The sequence below is a fragment of the Sanguibacter hominis ATCC BAA-789 genome, from assembly GCF_012396185.1.
Lineage (GTDB): Bacteria > Actinomycetota > Actinomycetes > Actinomycetales > Cellulomonadaceae > Flavimobilis > Flavimobilis hominis.
In genome coordinates, this window is sequence record NZ_JAAXOW010000001.1 from 470,108 (window position 1) to 489,470 (window position 19,363).

Sequence of the window (19,363 nt, forward strand, 5' to 3'; positions counted from 1 at the left end):
CACGACACGAGGATGACGATGAGCTCCGAGACCACGCCCGCCGGGAACACGCACGAGGACCAGTCGATCGCCGAGCGGGGCTCCAACCGTTCGCAGCGCCCGTCGTCGGACGCTTTCCGCAGCTTCATCTGGTCCGGCTGGGCGCCGCGGCCTGACGCGCGCCCGGAGCGGGCGCCCGTCGCCGACTTCACGGCAGACCGGCGCGAGGCGCTCTCCGCGCGCTTCCCGGGTGCGCGACTCGTCATCCCCGCAGGCACCCTCAAGGTCCGCTCCAACGACACGGACTACCGGTTCCGCCCGCACTCGGCGTTCGCACACCTCACCGGCCTGGGCACGGACCAGGAGCCCGACGCGGTGCTCGTCCTCGACCCGCGCGAGGGCGGCGGGCACGACGCCGTCCTGTTCTTCCGCCCGCTCGCCGAGCGCAACACGACCGAGTTCTACGCCGACGCCCGCTACGGCGAGTTCTGGGTCGGTGCGCGGCCGAGCCTCGCGGACCTCGAGGCGCTCACCGGCATCACGACCGCGCACGTCGACGAGCTCGCAGACCGCGTCGCGAAGGACGCCGGGCACGTCCAGGTGCTCGTCGTCACCGGCGCCGACGAGACGGTCGAGACGCTCGTCGAGTCGATCCGCGAGCAGGCTGGCATCCAGGAGGACGCCGCCGCCGAGACGACCGAGGGCCTGACCGACGCCGCGCTCGTCGAGGCCGTCTCCGAGCTGCGTCTGGTCAAGGACGAGTTCGAGATCGCCGAGATGCGCAAGGCTGTCGCCGCGTCGATCGCAGGCTTTGCCGAGGTGGTCCGCGCGCTCCCCCGCGCCGTCGGGCGTCCGCGCGGCGAGCGCGTCGTCGAGGCGACGTTCGACGGGCACGCCCGCATCGAGGGCAACGAGGTCGGCTACGACACGATCGCGGCCGCAGGCGAGCACGCGACCACGCTGCACTGGACGCGCAACGACGGGGAGGTCCGCGAGGGCGAGCTGCTGCTCCTCGACGCGGGCGTCGAGGTCGACTCCCTCTACACGGCCGACGTCACGCGCACCCTGCCCGTCTCCGGCACGTTCACCGAGACGCAGCGCAAGGTCTACGAGGCAGTCCTCGACGCGGCCGACGCCGCGTTCGCCGCCGCCGTCCCCGGCCGCCGCTTCCGCGACGTGCACGCCGCCGCGATGGAGGTCATCGCGGCCCGGCTCGAGGAGTGGGGCCTGCTGCCCGAGGGCGTCACGGCCGAGGAGTCGCTCACTCCCGAGGGGCAGTACCACCGCCGCTGGATGGTGCACGGCACCTCCCACCACCTCGGGATCGACGTGCACGACTGCGCCCAGGCCCGCGCCGAGATGTACCTCGACGGCGTCATCGAGCCCGGCATGGTCTTCACCATCGAGCCGGGGCTCTACTTCAAGAGCGACGACCTGCTCGTCCCCGAGGAGCTGCGCGGCATCGGCGTGCGGATCGAGGACGACGTGCTCGTGACAGCGGACGGCAACGAGAACCTCACGGCAGCGCTCCCCCGCACGCCCGACGAGCTCGAGGCGTGGATGGCGTCGGTGCGCTGACGCGACACGTCTGCAGGCGCGCAGCCTCGGCTGCGCGCTTGCAGCGCGCTCAGGAAGGGTTGCCGCCGCGTCAGGCGGCGTCCCGGGACCCGCTCAGACCGAGGGGGTGTCCCCGTCGGGACGCGCGTCCTGCACCGCCGGTGCGTCCCCCGGAACCGCCGGCGGAGCGTCTGCGCCCTTCGGCGCGGCGTCCTGCGTGCGGACGCCGTACCGCGGCCGGCCGTCGGACGTGACGTACTGGCTCGAGATGTGCGACGGCGTCGGGCGAGCCTGAGGCGCGACAGGTACCGACGGCGCAGCCGCGACGTGCGCGATCGGCGTGTCCGCCGCCGTCGACCGGATGCCCGCCTCCGCGAGAAGACGGCGCGCCTCGTTCGCCTTCTCGACGCTGCACAGCACGACGTAGCGCGTCGCGACGATCTGCGACTGCGACGTGAAGTCCCGCTTGCCCCGCGTCGCCGCATAGGAGATGAGGGCGAACATGAGCCCGAAGCCCGCGCCGATCACGACACCCGAGATGACGGTCGCCGCGACGTCCTCCGAGGCGAACATCGCGAGGAGCAGACCGACGAACAGGCCGAACCACGCGCCCGACGCGAGGCCGCCGACCGCGACCCGCCCCGTCGTCAGCCGGCCCATCACGCGCTCGACCATCGTGAGGCCCTCGCCGATGATCGACAGGTTCTGCACCGGGAACGCCTGGTCAGAGAGCAAGTCGACGGCGCGCTGCGCGTCGACGTAGTCCGTGAAGGCCGCGACGGCGTCACCCTTCGGCATCGTGACGGCGGCCTGGGGAGCTCGGTTGAGGTTCGGCTGGCTCATGCCACCAGTCTGCCCCACCGCGATCTTCTTGCTGCCCGCGCGCTGCGCGCCCGCCTGGCCGTTCGGTGGATGCGCACTAGGATCGGGAACCGTGAGCGGCGCAGCAACGAGAGTGTTCATCGCCCGGCTCGCCGAGACCTTTGTCTTCGACCCTCTCGGGGACAAGGTCGGGCGCGTCCGGGACGTCGTCGTGCTCATGCGCTCCAAGGGTGCGCCGCGCGCCGTCGGGCTCGTCGTCGAGGTCCCCGGCCGGCGCCGCGTCTTCCTCCCCTTCACGCGTGTCACCTCGATCGACACCGGCCAGGTCATCTCGACGGGCCTCGTGAACATGCGCCGCTTCGAGAAGCGACGCATGGAGACGCTCGTCATCGGCGAGCTGTTCGACCGCGTCGTCGAGTTCACGGACGGCTCGGGCACGGCCCGCATCGAGGACGTGTCGATCGAGCTCGAGCGCAGCGGCGACTGGGTCGTCGACCGCCTCTTCGTGCGACGGGACAACCCCTCGAAGGGGGCACTCGGCATCCGACGTCGCAACCAGGGCGAGGTCGTCGCCGTCCGCGCCGTCACGTCCCTCGCGTCTGCCGAGCAGAAGCAGGGGGCGGGCCTGCTGCTCGCTGCCTACGAGGACCTCAAGCCCGCCGACCTCGCCGACGCGCTGCACGACCTCACCGACAACCGCAGGCTCGAGGTCGCCGAGGCGCTCGACGACGAGCGGCTCGCCGACGTCCTCGAGGAGCTCCCGGAGGACGACCAGGTCGCGATCCTCTCCTCGCTCGAGCCGGGCCGCGCGGCCGACGTCCTCGAGGCCATGCAGCCGGACGACGCCGCCGACCTCCTGCACGAGCTGCCCGACGCGCGCGCGAGCGAGCTGCTCGCGCTCATGCAGCCCGAGGATGCGCGCGACGTGCGTCGCCTCCTCGCGTACGACGACTACACGGCCGGCGGTCTGATGACGACCGAGCCGGTGATCCTCGGCCCCGAGACGTCGATCGCCGCGGCGATGGCGCACATCCGCCGTCAGGACCTCGCGCCCGCGCTCGCGTCGATGGTGTTCGTCGTGCGGCCCCCGATCGAGACGCCCACGGGGCGGTTCCTCGGCGTGGTGCATTTCCAGCGGATGCTGCGCGAGCCGCCGCACGAGTCGCTCGGCTCGGTGCTCGACGAGGTCGACCACGTGTCGCCGCAGGCGCCACTCGGTCAGATCACCCGTCTGCTCGCGACGTACAACCTGCTCGCCCTCCCGGTGCTCGACGGCGAGAGGCGTCTCCTCGGTGCCGTGAGCATCGACGACGTGCTCGACCACATGCTGCCCGAAGACTGGCGCGAGGACGACCACGTCCCCGACGTAGCGGGCGGCGGTGGTCAGCATGGCTGAGCGCATCGACCAGCCGAAGGCTGCGCGCCGCGGCTTCCGGGCGCGATTCCTGCCGGAGCGGAAGCCTGGCAACGACCGGTTCGGCCGCCTGTCCGAGGGCATCGCCCGGTTCATGGGCACGCCCCGGTTCCTGCTGTACATGACGGTGTTCTGTGCGGCGTGGCTGATCTGGAACACCTGGGGGCCTGTCGGTGGGCGGTTCGACAGCAAGGAGTTCGGCTTCACGCTTCTGACGCTCATGCTGTCGTTGCAGGCCTCCTACTCGGCGCCGCTGATCCTGCTCGCGCAGAACCGGCAGGACGACCGCGACCGCGTGTCGGCCGAGCAGGACCGGCGGCGGGCCGAGCGGAACCTTGCGGACACGGAGTTCCTCGCTCGGGAGATGGCGGCTCTACGCATCGCCCTCGGTGAGGTCGCGACGCGCGACTTCGTGCGGTCGGAGCTGCGGAACCTGCTCGAGGAGATGGCCGCGGAGCGGGAGGCCGAACGGGAGGCCGACCGCGAGACAGAGCTGGTGGCAGAGCGCGACAGCGAGCCACCCTCAGCCTGACCTGCCCCTGCGCCTGCCCCGCACCGGCCGCACCGGTAGCCGACGTGCACACCCCACGTGTGCGTACGGGCTATCGGCGCCACCGAGACCCGGTGGTGCGGTTCAGAGCGGGGTGATGCTCAGCTTGCGGCCCGCGAGGCCGCGCTCCTTGCTGACGAGCGCCCGCGAGATGGCGACGAGGGCACGTGCCGCGTCGGAGTCGGGTGCCGAGAGCACGACCGGCACGCCGGTGTCGCCGGCTTCGCGCAGCGCGATGTCGAGCGGGACCTGGCCCACGAGCGGGACGGGCGTGCCGAGCCTCGTGCTGAGCGACGCAGCGACCTGCTCGCCACCGCCGGAGCCGAACACCTCGAGCCGCGAGCCGTCGGGCTGCACGAGCCACGACATGTTCTCGACGACGCCGACGACCCCCTGCTGGGTCTGTCGCGCGATCGAGCCGGCGCGCTCCGCGACCTCGGCGGCCGCCTGCTGCGGCGTCGTGACGACGAGGATCTCGGAGCCGGGCAGGAGCTGGGCGACCGAGATCGCGATGTCTCCCGTGCCGGGGGGGAGGTCGAGGAGAAGGACGTCCAGGTCGCCCCAGAACACGTCGCCGAGGAACTGCTGAAGCGCACGGTGCAGCATCGGCCCACGCCAGACGACCGGCTGTCCGGGCTCGACGAACATGCCGATCGACACGACCTTGACGTCGTGGGCGATCGGCGGCAGCAGCATGTCGTCGACCTTGGTCGGCATGCTGCGCGCGCCGAGCATGCCAGGGATCGAGAAGCCGTAGATGTCGGCGTCGACGACGCCGACACGCAGGCCGTCACGTGCCATCGCGACCGCGAGGTTCGCGGTGAGAGAGGACTTGCCGACGCCGCCCTTGCCGGACGCGATCGCGAAGACCTTGGTGAGGTTGCCCGGCTGGGCGAACGGGATGACGGGGTCCCCCTCGCCGCCGCGAAGCTGCTTCTTGAGCCGGACCCGCTGCTCGGGGCTCATGACCCCCATCTCGACCTGGACCGCCGTGACTCCGTCGACGCGGGAGACGGCCTCGGTCACCTCGGTGATGATCGTCGCCTTGAGCGGGCAGCCCGCAGTCGTCAGGTCGATGTGCGCGCGCACGCCGCCGTCGGGGAGGAGCTCGATCTCGCGGACCATCCCGAGCTCGGTGATGGGGCGACGGATCTCCGGGTCGATGACGTTGTCGAGGGCAGCGCGGACCGACTCGGTCGTGGGGAGAGTCATGTGTTCATCCTAGGCAGCGGGCGGTCGTGCTCCTCGGGCCGGGGGTCCCTTCCCGCGTGCCGGGACACCCGCAGGGATCGCCAGCCGGCATGCTCCTCGTGCCACCGGGGTCGCTCTGCGGGCGCGGTCTAGATCTCGTACTCGACGGTGACAGGTGCGTGGTCGCTCCACCGGGTGTCCCACGACGGCGCGCGCCAGATCGCGACCGACCGTGCGGCCTCCGCGAGCTCCGGGGTGGCGAGCTGGTAGTCGATGCGCCAGCCGGAGTCGTTGTCGAATGCCTTGCCCCGGTTGGACCACCACGTGTACGGCCCGGGGCCGTCCCCGCCGAACCGCCGGCCGAGGTCTGCGAAGCCGAGCTCGTCGTACCAGAGGTCGAGGTAGGCACGCTCCTCGGGCAGGAAACCTGCGGACTTCAGGTTGCCCTTCCAGTTCTTGATGTCCACCTCGCGGTGCGCGATGTTGAGGTCGCCCGCGACGACCGTCCGGCCACCCGCGGCAGCGAGCTCGCGCATGCGAGCCGTCACCTTCTCCAGGTGGGCGTACTTCTGGTCCATCTTGGGCGTGCCCGCCGTGCCCGAGTGGATGTACGCGGAGACCACGGTCACGTGACCGCCCGCGGGGAGAGCGACGTCAGCCTCGACCCAGCGCCCCGTGTCGACGTCAACCTCAGGCTCGCCGTTGCCCAGGCCGACGCGCACGGCGTCGAAGGGCAGGCGCGACGCGATCGCCACGCCGGCCCGACCCTTGATGTCGCAGGCCTGGTGGACGATGTGCCAGTCCTCCCCGAGCAGCTCGGCGACGATCTCGTCGGTCGCGCGGACCTCCTGCAGGAGGAGGACGTCAGGCTGCTCGGACGCGAGCCACGCAGGCATGCCCTTGCGGTGTGCGGCGCGGATCCCGTTCACGTTCACGGTGGTGATCTTCACGGTCCACATCCTCCCTCATCCCCCTGACACGCGACGACCCGCGGCCAGGTCGCGGACGCACGCAGGGCCGGGTGGTCGCCCACCCGGCCCTGCGTGTCACGCCGTGTCGATCACTTCACGAGGAAGGTCACTTCACGTTCACCCTGGTCGTCGTCGACGTCTTGTTGACGTTGGACGAGCCCGAGTAGGTCACCGTGTAGGTGTGCTTGCCCGTGCGGAGCGCACCCAGCTTGACGGTGGCCTTGCCGTTCTTCAGAGACACGGCCTTGCCGGAGCGTCCGTCGACCGCCAGGGTCACCCGGCCCGAGGGCTTGGTGCCCGGGGCCGTGACGGTGATGCTGACCGTTCGACCAGCGTTCTTCACCGACACCGTGACCTTGGCCGTGGCCTTCACGACCTCGTAGGCGAGCTTCGCGGTGCTGGCGGCCTCGGTGTTCGCGTTGCCCGAGTACTTCACCGTCAGCGTGTGCTTCCCGATCGAGAGGTTCTTCGGGAGCGTGATGGTGACCTTGCCGGTGTTCCCGTTGACCTTGAGGGTCCCCGAGGCGATCGACTTGCGGCCCTCGTAGACGGTGACCTTGCCCGAGGGCTTGGCCGACTTGCCCTTGACCGTGACGGTCACGGTCGACGGGCTGCCGTAGGCAGCCTTCTTCTTGGAGAGCTTCGCCGCGATCGTGGTCCCAGACTTGGCGACCTTCACCGACACCGTGGCCGACGTCGAGCCGCTGAACGCCTTGGCGTCCGCCGGCACAAACTGCGCGGTGAGACCGTGAGACCCGGCCGAGAGAGCCTTCTTGATCGAAGCCTTGCCCCCCGTGACCTTCGCGGTCCCCAGGACGGTCGAGCCGTCCCGGAAGGTCACCGTGCCGGCAGCCGCAGGAGCGACCGACGCCGTCAGGGTGAGCGGCTCGCCCGCGACGGCCTTGCCGGTGACGGCGAGCCTCGTCGTCGTGCGGACCGCAGGGGCCTTGACCGTGACAGCCACGGCTGCCGACGTCGAGCCGGTGAACGCCGCGGCGTCCGTCGGCACGAACTGCGCGGTGAGGCTGTGCGAGCCGGCTGCGAGGGCCTTCTTGATCGAAGCCTTGCCCGCCGCGACGTTCGCGGTCCCCAGGACGGTCGAGCCGTCCCGGAAGGTCACCGTGCCGGCAGCCGCAGGAGCGACCGACGCCGTCAGGGTGAGCGGCTCACCGGCGACAGCGTTGCCCGTGACAGCGAGCGTCGTCGTCGTGGCGACCGCGACGCGGGCGGTGACCGTGAGCGGGATGCTCACGGTCGTGCCCGACGGCGCCGCGACGAGCGTGAGCGTCGTCGCGCCCTGGGCCGCGGTCGGGACCGTGCCCGCCACGGTGACGGCGCCGCCCGTGACCGTGAAGTCACCGAGCTTGACACCCTCGGCCGGGAGGGACCCGCCCGAGAACGTCGCCGTGACCGTCGTGTTGAGCGGCGAGCCGAGGCTCGTCATGTCGAGCTTCGAGACCTCGAAGGAGAGGTCCGAGCCGACCGCGACCGACGCGGGGTTGCCCACGACCTTCGCGTGCGACCGGGCGAAGCTCGGCGTCAGGCCCTGGTTGTCCTCGTCGCTCAGGTAAGCCATCCACGCGTCACGGTCGATGAGACCCGTGTCGACCGTGCCGGTCCCGTTCTTGAAGACCCGGAAGTTGTCCCCACCCTCGGCGAGGAAGGAGAACGTGCCCACCCGGAACGTGTCGTCCGGGGTGACCAGCGCGCCGTTGATCGTCACCGAGGTGATGCGGTCGCCGGCGGGACGGGTCTCGTCGTACGTGTACGTGACGTTGTCCGAGAGGCCGAGCTGCAGGTAGGACCGCGACGGGACGTTCCCGTTCGCGTCGGTCTGCCACTGCTGCTCGAGCATCGTCTTGACCTGCGCGCCCGTGAGGGTCGTGGACCACAGGTTGTTGAGGAACGGCAGGACCGCGTTCGCTTCGGCGAACGTGACGATCCCGTTCTCGGTCTCGGCGCCGCTCTTCGCGTAGAGGAGCTCGGCGCGCAGGCCGCCCGGGTTGACGACGCCGAAGTCGGCGCCGGCCTGGTGGGCGGCGAGCGTGTCGCGCAGCGAGTTGGCGACGAGGTTGCCGAGCGCCGACTCCGAGGCGCGGTCGTCGCGGCCCGTCGTGGTGCCCGGCGCGGAGCCGACGTACTTGCCGTCGACGTAGGACCCGCCCGCGAACGCGGACGTGATGTCGGCGGTGATCGTGCCGACCTTGACCGAGCCCTTGACGTTCGCCTCGGCGATCGCCGCGTCGACGATCGCGCTCACCTCGGCGACGCGGGGGAACGCCGCGACGAGCGGCGCGTTGGCCGTCGTCGTGCGCTTGACGTTGCGCGCCTTCGAGCCCACGACGTCCTTCGTGACCGGGTCGATCTCGAGCTGGACCTGGCCGATGTTCGCGCCGTACGACCCGGTCTGGACGATCGGACGGGACGCGGTCGGGTCACCGGGGACCGGGCCGGACCAGACGTACTCCTTGTGGGTGTGGCCCGTGAAGATCACGTCGACCGCGGCGGACGTGTCCGTCACGATCTCGGCGAAGGCACCGCCTGCAGCGATCTCCTGCGCGAGCGTCGCACCCTCGGGGGTGCCGAAGCCGGCGCCCTCGTGGTACTGGGCGACGATCACGTCAGCCTCACCGTTCGACGGGTCGCCGTCGGTGAGCCGGGCCGCGACCCTGTTGACGGCCTCGACCGGGTTGCCGAACTCCACGGTGGCGATGCCGCCCGGGGTCACGAGCGACGGGGTCTCCTCCGTCACCGCGCCGATGACGCCGACCTGGACGCCGTCGACGTCGACGATCGCGTACTCGTCGAGCGCCGGGGTCGTGGTGCCCTTCTCGTACACGTTGGCAGCGAGGTACGGGAAGTCCGCCTCGTCCGCGACCCGACCGGTCAGGTCAGAGAGCCCCTGGTCGAACTCGTGGTTGCCGACACCCGAAGCCTTCAGGTCGAGCGCGTCGAGCACGTCGATCGTGGGCTTGTCGAGAGCGGACGACGACGCGAACAGCGAGGCGCCGATGTTGTCGCCGTTCGAGAGGAACAGGGTGTTGCTCTCGCCCGCCTCGGAACGCAGCTTCTCGATCGTGCCCGCGAACTTCACCGTGTCGCCGTCGATGCGGCCGTGGAAGTCGTTGATGTTGAGCAGGTTGAGAGGCTTGGTGGTCGGTGCGGTCGCGGTGCCCTCATCGAACGCGACGATGACCGGGTCGTGGTCGCTGGAGCGGTACGGGGTGGCCTCGTGGAAGGTCTCACCGTGGGAGTTGTACCGCGAGTACTCGAACGCGATGGTCTCGCCCGAGTTGATGTTCCAGACGTCGGCACCCGTGCTGCGCGCGAGGAACGAGTCGTTCAGCAGCACGTGGTCGAGCGAGCCAGACAGCCCGGAGAAGCTGTAGGAGAACAGCTCGTCCCCGTTGAACTGCTTGTCCGCGTTCTTGTACCCGGCGCTGTAGAGCACCTGCAGCGGGTCTTCCTGCGAGTACGAGTTGAAGTCGCCGACGAGTGCGACGTCGTCGACGGCGACACCGCCGTAGGACAGGTCCACGAGAACCTTCGGGACCCAGTTCTTCAGCGCGGTCGCCTGCGCGACGCGCGACGCGTTCGACGCGCCCTGGCCGTCACCCGTGTCTGCGTCTCCGGCGAGCGGACCCGCAGAGCCCTTCGACTTGAAGTGGTTGACGACGAGCAGGAACGGCTCGCCGCCGTCGACCGAGGTGAACGCCTGCGCGAGCGGCTCGCGAGCGTTCACGAACGGCTGGCCGGTCGCGCTCTGGTCGCCGAGGGCCCGCGAGGGACCGACCGGCTCGACCACGTCGGACTGGTAGATGATCGCGTTGGAGATGACGTCCTGCTGCGCGACGACCGGGAGGTCGAGCGACGAGCGCACGTAGTCCCACGACTTCGACGGGTCGGCCGCGTTGAGGGCGTCGACGAGCGTCGCCGTCGCCTCGTCGGCGGTCTCGCCGAGCTTGGCCGAGTTCTCGATCTCGAGGAGGCCGATGACGTCGGCGTCCATCGTGTTGATCGCCGACACGATCTTCGCCTGCTGACGCGCGAGCGAGGCCGCGTCCCACGCACCGCGCGGGCCGTTGCCCGTGCACGTGTTCACGGTGATGCCGTTGCCTGCGCGGTCGTTGTAGGAGCTGCAGCCAGGGATGTTGGCACCGAGGGTCGTGAAGTAGTTGAGCACGTTGAACGACGCGAGCTTGATGTCGCCGTCGCCCAGACGGGCGGCGTCAGGCGCGGCCGTCCGCGTGTTCTCGATCGTGACGAGGTCGCCCTCAGCACCCGCGAGCAGCTGGCTCGTGGGGTTGAGCTTCCACGTGCCGTTTCGGTAGTCCACGACGACCGGCTCGCTGAACGTCACCGGGGCGCCCACGCGGACCGGGTTGGTCTGCGAGACGAACGGGGGCACCGACGACTGGTTCGCCGCGGCGAGGTAGTTCGTCGTCGCGCCGTCGTCGAGCGTCACGCCGCGGGCGGCGTTGTCCGCCTTGACGGCGTCAGCCTCCGGCGTGCTGGGGCGCGCGACGTCGGTCCACTGGATCAGCGGCTTGGTGCCGGACGCGAGCCCGACCTCGCCGTACTGGTTCGTGGAGTACGTGTTGGAGACGGTGAAGGGGCCGGTCGGCTTGAGGAGCATGCTCTCGAGCTTCTCGCGCGCGACGTCGGTCGTCGGCCAGGGACCCTCGACGACGGTGGCGGTGCCCGTACCGGCCAGGTCGACCGCCACCTTGTCGTTGGTGGTGGTGATCTGGGTCAGGCCGCCGAACTCGTCGACCGTGCCCTCGACGACGACGTGGTCACCGATGCTCACGGTCGGGTTGTTGCCGCTGCCGAGGTAGACGAAGACGGCGTCAGACGCGTCAGGCGTGGTGTCTGCGCCGGGAGTCTGGATGACGAAGCCGTTGAAGCCACCGGTCTTGTAGGACGCGGTGACGACACCGGTCGTGCGCACGACCGTGCCCTTGATCGGAGACTCCGTGCCGGTGCCCTGGATCTCGGCGATCGTCTTGTCGACCGCTGGCGCAGGCGGGACGTACCCCGGGTTGGCCGCGCCGGGGGTCTGCGTACCCGTGGCAGCGAAGTCCGCGCCGTTGTCCGCCGTGTTGACCGGCGTACCGTCGACGACCTTGCGCGCGACCGAGCTCGTGTTGCTCGGCGCGGGAGCTGCCGTCCCTGCGAAGGCGGCCCCGCTACCGAAGCCGACGAGGTCGACGACCGCGGGGTCTGTCGCACACGCCGCCGTAGCGCAGGTGAGGGAGGTGGCGCGGCTGACGAGCGCGACGTTTCCGTTCGTGCCCGAGAGGTTCACGTTGCCGGACGCCTGCGGGCTGACCGGCAGCGCGCTGCCGCTCGCACCGCTGGCGCCAGCGACGAGGTAGAAGGCTCCCGGCGCGATGGAGCCCGAGAGCGGGATGACGCCGCCCCAGCTCGTGCCGGCCGCCGCGGCGTACTGGACGGACCAGCCGTTCAGGTCGACGGGAGCCCCCGAGACGTTCAGGAGCTCGATGTAGTCGTGCGTGTAGGTGGCGCCAGAGTTGCCGCCACCGCCGTAGACCTCGTTGATGATGACCGGCGCCGTCGTCGAGACCGCGGCCTGGGCCGCTCCCCCGGTAGCGACGAACGAGACGCCGATCAATGAGGTGCTGGCGACGGCCGCTACGGCGCGCCCCAGCCTCTTTCTGTGCTGCATGCGTTCCCCAATCTTGCACGTGCTCCATTGCGCGTGCGTATCGTCGGACCGGCCTACTGTGGCCGGTCCGACGCGGCACGCGCGACGTGTGGACGGGCAAGGTCTATCGGGGGAACGTGTCCGGCCGGGGTCGCATGCGTTAACGAGATGGTTCCCAGAAGAAACACGAGGCGCGACTTTCTGGCTGTCTCATGCGGTTCACGAGGGTTGTCCGGTGGCCCCGGACCCTCTCGGGGCTCGAGAGCAGCCCTCTGAGAGCCTCGAGGAGCGCCACAATCGTGATGACCTCGTGACATCCGGATGAGCCGCATTTCTCACCATGCGGACGGCGACGGCGGCGCGCACGAACCTGAAAGCCCCGTGTCTGTGCAGGTGAGGGCGATGTCGAGCGCGCACGACGACGGGGACCAGGCTGCTGCCCGGTCCCCGTCGTCGAGGCACCTCCCCCACGAGCGCGGGTCAGCTCAGCTCACACGGATCCTGCCCGTGGCGCTCCTCGCGGCCACGGTCGACGAGCCCTTGTAGCTCACCTTGTACGTGTGGTTGCCGCGCGACGTCTTGCTCACCGTGACCGTGGCCTTGCCCTTCTTGAGGGTCGCGGTCTTGAGCGCCCTGCCGTCGCGGTACACCGTCACCTTGCCGCTCGGCGTGACGCCGGTGGCGGACGTGGTCACCTTGACCGTGCGACCGTGCGACGAGACCCGGAACTTCACGGACGGCACGGACTTCACGACCGTATACGTGAGCTTCGAGGACTTCGCAGCCTTGGTGGTCTCCGAACCCGGGTAGTACACGGTCAGCTTGTGCGAGCCCACCTTGAGCTTGGGCAGCGTGAGCTTCGCGGTGCCGACCTTGCCCTTGACGGAGAGCTTCTTGGAGACGAGCACCTTGGAGCCCTCGCGGATCTCGACCTTGCCGGACGGAGCGGCGGTGGCACCCGTGACGGTCACCGAGACCTTGGCCGGCTTGCCGTAGGAGCCTCCGGTCTTGTTGAGCTTGCCCTTGACAGTGACCGCCGAGACGGCCGTACCCGTGAGCGGCAGGACGACGGTCGTGCCCGACGGCGCGGCCTCGAGGGTCAGGGCCGTCGCGCCCGCGGCTGCCGCCGGGACAGCCCCCTTGACGGTCGTGGCACCGTCAGTGACAGGGAACGTCCCGAGCGCGACACCCGCGGGCGGCAGCGAGCCGCCGGTGAACGTGGCGGTCAGCGACGTGTTCTTCGGCGAGCCCAGGCTCGTGAGGTCGAGCTTCGACACGTTGATCGAGAGCGCGGAACCCACCATGGCGGTCGACGGGTTGCCCGACACCGCGACGGCGCGACGTGCGAACGACGGGGCCAGGCCCGGGTGCGCCTTGAGGTAGGCGACCCACGCGTCGCGGTCGACGAGGCCGGAGTCGACCGTGTTCTTGCCCGAGGTGAACACGCGGAAGTTGTCGCCACCGGTCGCGAGGAAGGAGAACGTCCCGACGCGGTACTCGTCGGTGGCCTTCACCTGCTTGCCGTTGATCGTGATCGACGTGATGCGGTCACCCGCGGCGCGGGCGGCGTCGTACGTGTACGAGACGTTCTTCGACAGCCCGAGCTGTAGGTACGGGCGCGAAGGCACCGTGCCGTCCGCGTTGGTCTGCCACTGCTGCTCGAGCATCGTCTTGACCTGAGCACCCGTGAGGGTCGTCGACCACAGGTTGTTCACGAACGGGAGGACCGCGTTCGCCTCGCTGTACGTGATGCTGCCGTCGGGCGCGTAGAGCAGCTCGCCGCGCAGGCCGCCCGGGTTCACGACACCGAAGTCCGCGCCAGCTGCCGTGGCCGCCAGCGACTCCTGGAGCGCGTCAGCGACGAGGTTGCCGAGCGTCGACTCGGACGCGCGGTCGTCGCGCACCGGCGTGCCGGACGCGTTCGGAGCGAACGCCGTCGTGATGTCAGCGGTCACGGAACCGACCTTGACGTCACCCGCGGTCTTCGCCGCGGCGATCGCGGCGTCCGTGAGGGTCTTGACCTCGGCGACGCGCGGGTACGTCGCGACGAGCGTCGCCGGGTCCGCCGTCGAGCGCTTGACGTTGGACGCGACCGCAGCGGTGACGTCCGTGCCGTCGACGGTCAGGACGACCTTGCCGATGTTCTCACCGTAGGAGCCCGTCTGGACGATCGGGCGGGTCTTGCCAGACTGCCCGGGGACGGGGGCGTCCCAGGCGTACTGCTTGTGGGTGTGGCCCGTGAAGATGACGTCCACCTGGGCCGACGTGCCAGCGACGATGCTGGCGAACGCGCCACCAGCCGCGACCTCCTGGGCGAGCGTGGCACCCTCCACGGTGCCGGCCCCTGCGCCCTCGTGGTACTCGGCCACGATGATGTCAGCCTCGCCGTTGGCGGGGTTGCCGTCCGAGAGGTCGCCCGCGACACGGTTGACCGCGGCGACCGGGTCCCCGAACGTGAGGTTGGCGATGCCCGACGGGGTGACGAGCGCCGGGGTCTCCTGCGTGACGGCACCGATGATGCCGACGGTCAGGCCGCCCACCGTGCGGAGCGCATACTCGTTCAGCACCGGTGTGGCGGTGCCCTTGAGGTAGATGTTCGCGGCGAGGTACGGGAAGTCGGCGGCGTCGGCGACGCGCCCGTAGAGGTCGGTGATGCCCTTGTCGAGCTCGTGGTTGCCGACGGCGGAGGCGGAGAGGTCGAGAGCGTTGAGCACGTCGATCGTCGGCTTGTCGTCGGCGTACGCCGACTCGAAGAGCGAGGCGCCGATGTTGTCGCCGGCGGAGAGCAGCAGCGTGTTGGCCTCGCCGGCGTCAGCGCGCTCCTTCTCGATGGTGCCGGCGACCTGGACGGTCTTGTCCTTCTCGATGCGCCCGTGGAAGTCGTTGATGTTGAGCAGGGTGATGGAGGTGATCGGAAGAGCTGAGGCGGTCCCTGCCGTCACGAGCGTCGCTCCGACCAGTGAGCAAGCAGCGGCAGCTGCGACGAGCCCCGCCCTCCTGCTGTGCGTGTAGCGCATGTGCTAGTCCTCGTTCTTCCCGTGTCTTCGCACGACGACACCCTGTCCTCGTCGGGCTGGGCGTCGGGCGGTGTGGGACGTGTCGGTCACGTCACATGCCATCCGACCCGCGCGCCTGTCCGCTGTCAAGGAGCACGCTCCGCTGGCGAGCCCCGTCTCGGTCCGCGAGACCGGAGAAGCCGGGCCCCACGGGGTCAGAGGTTGCGCTCGGCCGTGTCCACGACGTTCGCGAGCAGCATCGCGCGAGTCATGGGCCCGACCCCGCCCGGGTTGGGCGACAGCCAGCCCGCGACCTGCGCGACGTCAGGGTGGACGTCGCCGAGCAGGCGTGCCTTGCCCGCCTCGTCGACCGTCCGGCTCACGCCCACGTCGAGCACGATCGCGCCCGGCTTCACCATGTCCGGGGTCACGATGTGCGCTACCCCGGCGGCAGCGACGATGACGTCCGCGCTGCGCAGGTGCGCCGCGAGGTCCGTCGTCCCGGTGTGGGTCAGCGTGACGGTCGCGTTGATGTCCTTGCGGGTCAGCAGCAGCCCGATCGACCGCCCCACGGTGGTGCCGCGGCCCAGCACGACCACGTGCTTGCCTGCGAGGTCGAGCCCGTGCCGCTGCACGAGCTCGACGATCCCCGCCGGGGTGCACGGCAGCGGCGAGTCGATCGGCTCGCTCACGCGCAGCACGAGACGCCCGAGGTTCGTCGGGTGCAGGCCGTCAGCGTCCTTGGCCGGGTCGATCAGCTCGAGCACCCGGTTCGTGTCGATGCCGCCCGGGAGAGGAAGCTGCACGATGTACCCGGTGCACGCAGGGTCCGCGTTGAGACGCTCGACCGCAGCCTCGATGTCCGCCTGGCTCGCGTCTGCGGGAAGGTCCTCGCGGATGGACTCGATGCCGACCTCGGCGCAGTCGCGGTGCTTGCCGGCGACGTACGAGCGCGAGCCTGGGTCCTCCCCGACGAGCACCGTGCCCAGCCCTGGGGTCGATCCCCGGGCGCGCAGCGCCGCGACACGCGCGGCCAGCTCGTCCTTGATCGTCGTCGCGGTGGCCTTGCCGTCCAGGACCTGTGCGGTCATGACGGTCCTCCCTGGTTCCTCGGTCTGTCGGGGGTCGCGGGCACCGTCCGCCTCGGCCCCGCTGAGCGCGAGGCCGAGGAGGACGTGCCAGGAGAGGCTCAGTACTGCTCGAGGCCCGGGTACAGCGGGAAGTCCGCCGTCAGCGTGGCGACGCGAGCGCGCAGCGACTCGACGTCCGCGGCCTGGCCACCCTTGAGCGCTGCCGCGATGATCTCGGCGACCTCGGCGAACTCGGCGTCACCGAAGCCCCGGGTCGCGAGCGCCGGCGTGCCGATGCGCAGCCCCGACGTGACGCGCGGCGGGCGCGGGTCGAACGGGACCGCGTTGCGGTTGACCGTGATGCCCACCTCGTGGAGGAGATCTTCGGCCTGCTGGCCGTCCAGCTCGGACTTGCGCAGGTCGACGAGCACCAGGTGCACGTCGGTGCCGCCCGTGAGGACGTCGACGCCCGCGTCCTTCACGTCAGCCGCCGTCAGACGCTCCGCGATGATGCGCGCACCGGACAGCACCCGCTCCTGGCGCTCCCTGAACTCCGCCGATCCGGCGATCTTGAAGGACACGGCCTTGGCAGCGACGACATGCATGAGCGGGCCGCCCTGCTGGCCCGGGAAGACCGCCGAGTCGATCTTCTTGGCGTACTCCTCACGGGAGAGGATGAAGCCCGAGCGCGGGCCGCCGATCGTCTTGTGCACGGTCGACGAGACGACGTCGGCGTGCGGGACGGGGCTCGGGTGGAGACCCGCGGCCACGAGGCCGGCGAAGTGCGCCATGTCCACCCAGAGCTTCGCGCCGACCTCGTCGGCGATCGAGCGGAACGCCGCGAAGTCGAGCTGGCGCGGGTACGCCGACCAGCCACCGATGATGACGTCGGGACGGGCCGCGAGCGCCTGCTCCCGCACCTTGTCCATGTCGACGAGCATCGTGTCAGGGTCGACACCGTACGCCGCGACCTCGTAGAGGCGCCCGGAGAAGTTGATCTTCATGCCGTGCGTGAGGTGGCCGCCGTGCGCGAGCTCGAGGCCCATGATCGTGTCGCCCGGCTTGATGAGGGCGTGCAGCACGGCCGCGTTCGCTGTCGCACCCGAGTGCGGCTGCACGTTCGCGTGCTCCGCACCGAACAGCTCCTTGGCGCGCGTGATCGCGAGCGACTCGGCGATGTCGACCTGCTCGCAGCCGCCGTAGTAACGGCGGCCCGGGTAGCCCTCCGCGTACTTGTTCGTCAGGACCGACCCCTGCGCCTCGAGGACGGCGCGTGGGACGAAGTTCTCGCTCGCGATCATCTCGAGGGTGTCGCGCTGACGCGCGAGCTCACCGTCGAGGACGGCGGCGATCTCCGGGTCGACCTCGGCGAGGCCCTTGTTGACGACGGAGTCTGTGGACTGGCTCATGGGCGTTCCTCACAAGTCTTCGATGAAGCCGTGCTGGGCGGCTGCGCTGCGCGCCGGACGACACCATGTTCCGGCACGCACACGTAGCTGTGTGGTGACCGGGGCCCAGGCGAACGACCCGAAGTCGGAGGAAAACTCGTCGCTCCCCGGTGGTGACCCACCTGATGCGCCAGTCGCGACGCGATCATGCTACCAAAGGCAGGCCCGTCAGCCGGCGTCGTCCGCCGTCTCGACGTCGCCCAGGATGCGGCGCAGGTACGCGTAGGTGAGGTCGCCCGCCGCCTGGTCGTACTGGTGCTCGTAGCCCTGCTGCTGGTACATCGCCAGGTTCTGCTTCGAGTCCTTGCCCGTGAACACCCAGATCTCCTCGACGCCCTCAGGGAGGAGCGGCGCGACAGCGAGCATCATCTGCGTGCCGATCCCCTGCCCCTGCCGGTCGGGGGCGACCGCGAGGCGGCCGAGCGTCGCCTTCGAGTCCTCGATCTCGATGCGGACCGAACCGACGAGCCGCGACCCGTCCCACGCGCCGAGCGTGATGACGCCCGGTGCGACCATGTCCGCGCGCAGCTCTGAGAGCGTCTGCGTCAGCGGCGGGATGAACGGGTCCTCGTAGGCCTGGGCCTCCGTGACGAACGCCGCGCGCCGCAGCGTGAGCAGCTCCCCGGCGTGCTCGTCGGTGACCTGGTCGATCCGGATCTGGGCGTCGCTCGTGTCGCTCATGCGTCCATGCTCTCAGGTCCCCGCCGTCGGCACGACGGGGGACACGGACCGAGACGCCGACGGGCCGTGGGACGTCGCCACCAGGCTGCGGGCGTTGGACTACCCTGCGGGTGTGCCTTCGCAGAACCTGACCGACGCCGCGCCCACCGAGCAGACCCACTGGGTCCTGACCCTGTCCTGCCCGGACGGTCCCGGGATCGTGCACGCCGTCGCGGGCCTGCTCGCCGAGCACGGCGGGAACATCACCGAGTCGCAGCAGTTCGGCGACCCGGAGACTCGGCTGTTCTTCATGCGGGTCCAGGCACAGTCGACGGCATCTCGCGAGGAGCTCGTCGCCGCGATCGAGCCGGTCGCCGAGCGCTTCTCGATGACGTGGACCCTCGACGTCGTCGGGCGTCGCATGCGCACGCTCATCCTCGTCTCGAAGGCGGCGCACTGCCTCAACGACCTGCTCTTCCGTGAGCGCGCCGGCGACCTCCCGGTCGACGTCGTCGCGGTCGCGGGCAACCACACGGACCTCGCGCCGCTCGCCGCGTTCTACGGCAAGGGTTTCCACCACGTCCCGGTCACCCAGGAGACGAAGGCTGCCGCGGAGGCGCAGCTCCTCGACCTCGTGCAGCGCATGGACATCGAGCTCGTCGTCCTCGCCCGCTACATGCAGGTCCTCTCCGACGACATGTGCCGCGAGCTCGAGGGCCGCGTGATCAACATCCACCACTCGTTCCTGCCGAGCTTCAAGGGCGCCAAGCCCTACCACCAGGCGCACGACCGCGGCGTGAAGCTCATCGGTGCGACGTCGCACTACGTGACGGGCGACCTCGACGAGGGCCCGATCATCGAGCAGGACGTCGAGCGCGTGGACCACTCGCACGCGACCGACCGGCTCGTCGCGCTCGGGCAGGACGTCGAGCGGCGTGTGCTGGGCCGTGCGGTGCGCTGGCACGCCGAGCACCGCGTCCTGCGCAACGGGCACCGCACCGTCATCTTCCGCTGAGCGGGTCCGCGGCCTGCGCCGC

The 19,363-nt window shown here is 70.3% G+C and carries 12 protein-coding genes, 1 pseudogene and 1 riboswitch; of the genes and pseudogenes, 4 read left to right on the top strand and 9 right to left on the bottom strand.

Going from position 1 to position 19,363, the window contains the following annotated elements; all coding sequences use genetic code 11:
* Window positions 1-18 precede the first annotated feature (18 nt).
* Window positions 19-1,557, top strand: coding sequence for an aminopeptidase P family protein (locus HF995_RS02220; RefSeq protein WP_168446178.1), 1,539 nt, complete (start codon window positions 19-21; stop codon window positions 1,555-1,557).
* A gap of 93 nt (window positions 1,558-1,650) precedes the next feature.
* Here the strand turns inward: HF995_RS02220 and HF995_RS02225 are convergent, their stop codons facing one another.
* Window positions 1,651-2,379 carry a YflT domain-containing protein gene (locus tag HF995_RS02225; protein ID WP_210727057.1) on the bottom strand — a complete coding sequence of 243 codons (729 nt, stop codon included), beginning with the start codon at window positions 2,377-2,379 and terminating at the stop codon, window positions 1,651-1,653.
* A gap of 91 nt (window positions 2,380-2,470) precedes the next feature.
* On the opposite strand from HF995_RS02225, the gene HF995_RS02230 reads away from it, so the two are divergent.
* Together HF995_RS02230 and HF995_RS02235 are read left to right on the top strand one after the other, a co-directional pair.
* On the top strand, window positions 2,471-3,754 hold the full coding sequence (locus HF995_RS02230; RefSeq protein WP_350308699.1) for a magnesium transporter MgtE N-terminal domain-containing protein: 1,284 nt from the start codon (window positions 2,471-2,473) through the stop codon (window positions 3,752-3,754).
* On the top strand, window positions 3,747-4,304 hold the full coding sequence (locus tag HF995_RS02235; RefSeq protein ID WP_168446180.1) for a DUF1003 domain-containing protein: 558 nt from the start codon (window positions 3,747-3,749) through the stop codon (window positions 4,302-4,304). The genes HF995_RS02230 and HF995_RS02235 overlap by 8 nt, the downstream gene beginning before the upstream one ends.
* Before the next feature lie 102 nt (window positions 4,305-4,406).
* Here the strand turns inward: HF995_RS02235 and HF995_RS02240 are convergent, their stop codons facing one another.
* The 8 genes and pseudogenes from HF995_RS02240 to HF995_RS02270 all read right to left on the bottom strand — a co-directional run bounded on the left by HF995_RS02240 (window position 4,407) and on the right by HF995_RS02270 (window position 18,347).
* Window positions 4,407-5,534 carry an Mrp/NBP35 family ATP-binding protein gene (locus HF995_RS02240; RefSeq protein WP_168446181.1) on the bottom strand — a complete coding sequence of 376 codons (1,128 nt, stop codon included), beginning with the start codon at window positions 5,532-5,534 and terminating at the stop codon, window positions 4,407-4,409.
* A 128-nt stretch (window positions 5,535-5,662) separates the two neighbouring features.
* Window positions 5,663-6,472, bottom strand: coding sequence for an exodeoxyribonuclease III (locus HF995_RS02245; RefSeq protein ID WP_168446182.1), 810 nt, complete (start codon window positions 6,470-6,472; stop codon window positions 5,663-5,665).
* Between the two features lie 118 nt (window positions 6,473-6,590).
* Window positions 6,591-12,173: an ExeM/NucH family extracellular endonuclease gene (locus tag HF995_RS02250; RefSeq protein WP_168446183.1), complete on the bottom strand. Its 5,583-nt coding sequence runs from the start codon at window positions 12,171-12,173 to the stop codon at window positions 6,591-6,593.
* A gap of 464 nt (window positions 12,174-12,637) precedes the next feature.
* A complete protein-coding gene (locus tag HF995_RS13710; protein WP_350308762.1) occupies window positions 12,638-12,904 on the bottom strand; it encodes an Ig-like domain-containing protein in 267 nt (88 codons plus the stop codon).
* Window positions 12,905-15,082, bottom strand: a pseudogene (locus tag HF995_RS02255) (5'-nucleotidase C-terminal domain-containing protein); the annotation flags it as partial.
* Between the two features lie 281 nt (window positions 15,083-15,363).
* A complete protein-coding gene (locus HF995_RS02260) occupies window positions 15,364-16,239 on the bottom strand; it encodes a bifunctional methylenetetrahydrofolate dehydrogenase/methenyltetrahydrofolate cyclohydrolase (RefSeq protein WP_168446185.1) in 876 nt (291 codons plus the stop codon).
* A gap of 98 nt (window positions 16,240-16,337) precedes the next feature.
* Window positions 16,338-17,627, bottom strand: coding sequence for a serine hydroxymethyltransferase (glyA, locus tag HF995_RS02265; protein WP_168446186.1), 1,290 nt, complete (start codon window positions 17,625-17,627; stop codon window positions 16,338-16,340).
* Window positions 17,628-17,723: 96 nt separating this feature from the next.
* A riboswitch (ZMP/ZTP riboswitch) is annotated at window positions 17,724-17,814 on the bottom strand.
* A gap of 20 nt (window positions 17,815-17,834) precedes the next feature.
* Window positions 17,835-18,347 carry a GNAT family N-acetyltransferase gene (locus HF995_RS02270; protein WP_168446187.1) on the bottom strand — a complete coding sequence of 171 codons (513 nt, stop codon included), beginning with the start codon at window positions 18,345-18,347 and terminating at the stop codon, window positions 17,835-17,837.
* 112 nt (window positions 18,348-18,459) lie between these two features.
* Here HF995_RS02270 and purU point away from each other — a divergent pair, with 112 nt between their 5' ends.
* Entirely contained in the window at window positions 18,460-19,341 is an 882-nt protein-coding gene (gene purU, locus HF995_RS02275; protein WP_350308700.1) for a formyltetrahydrofolate deformylase, read from the top strand.
* The last annotated feature ends 22 nt before the right edge of the window (window positions 19,342-19,363 follow it).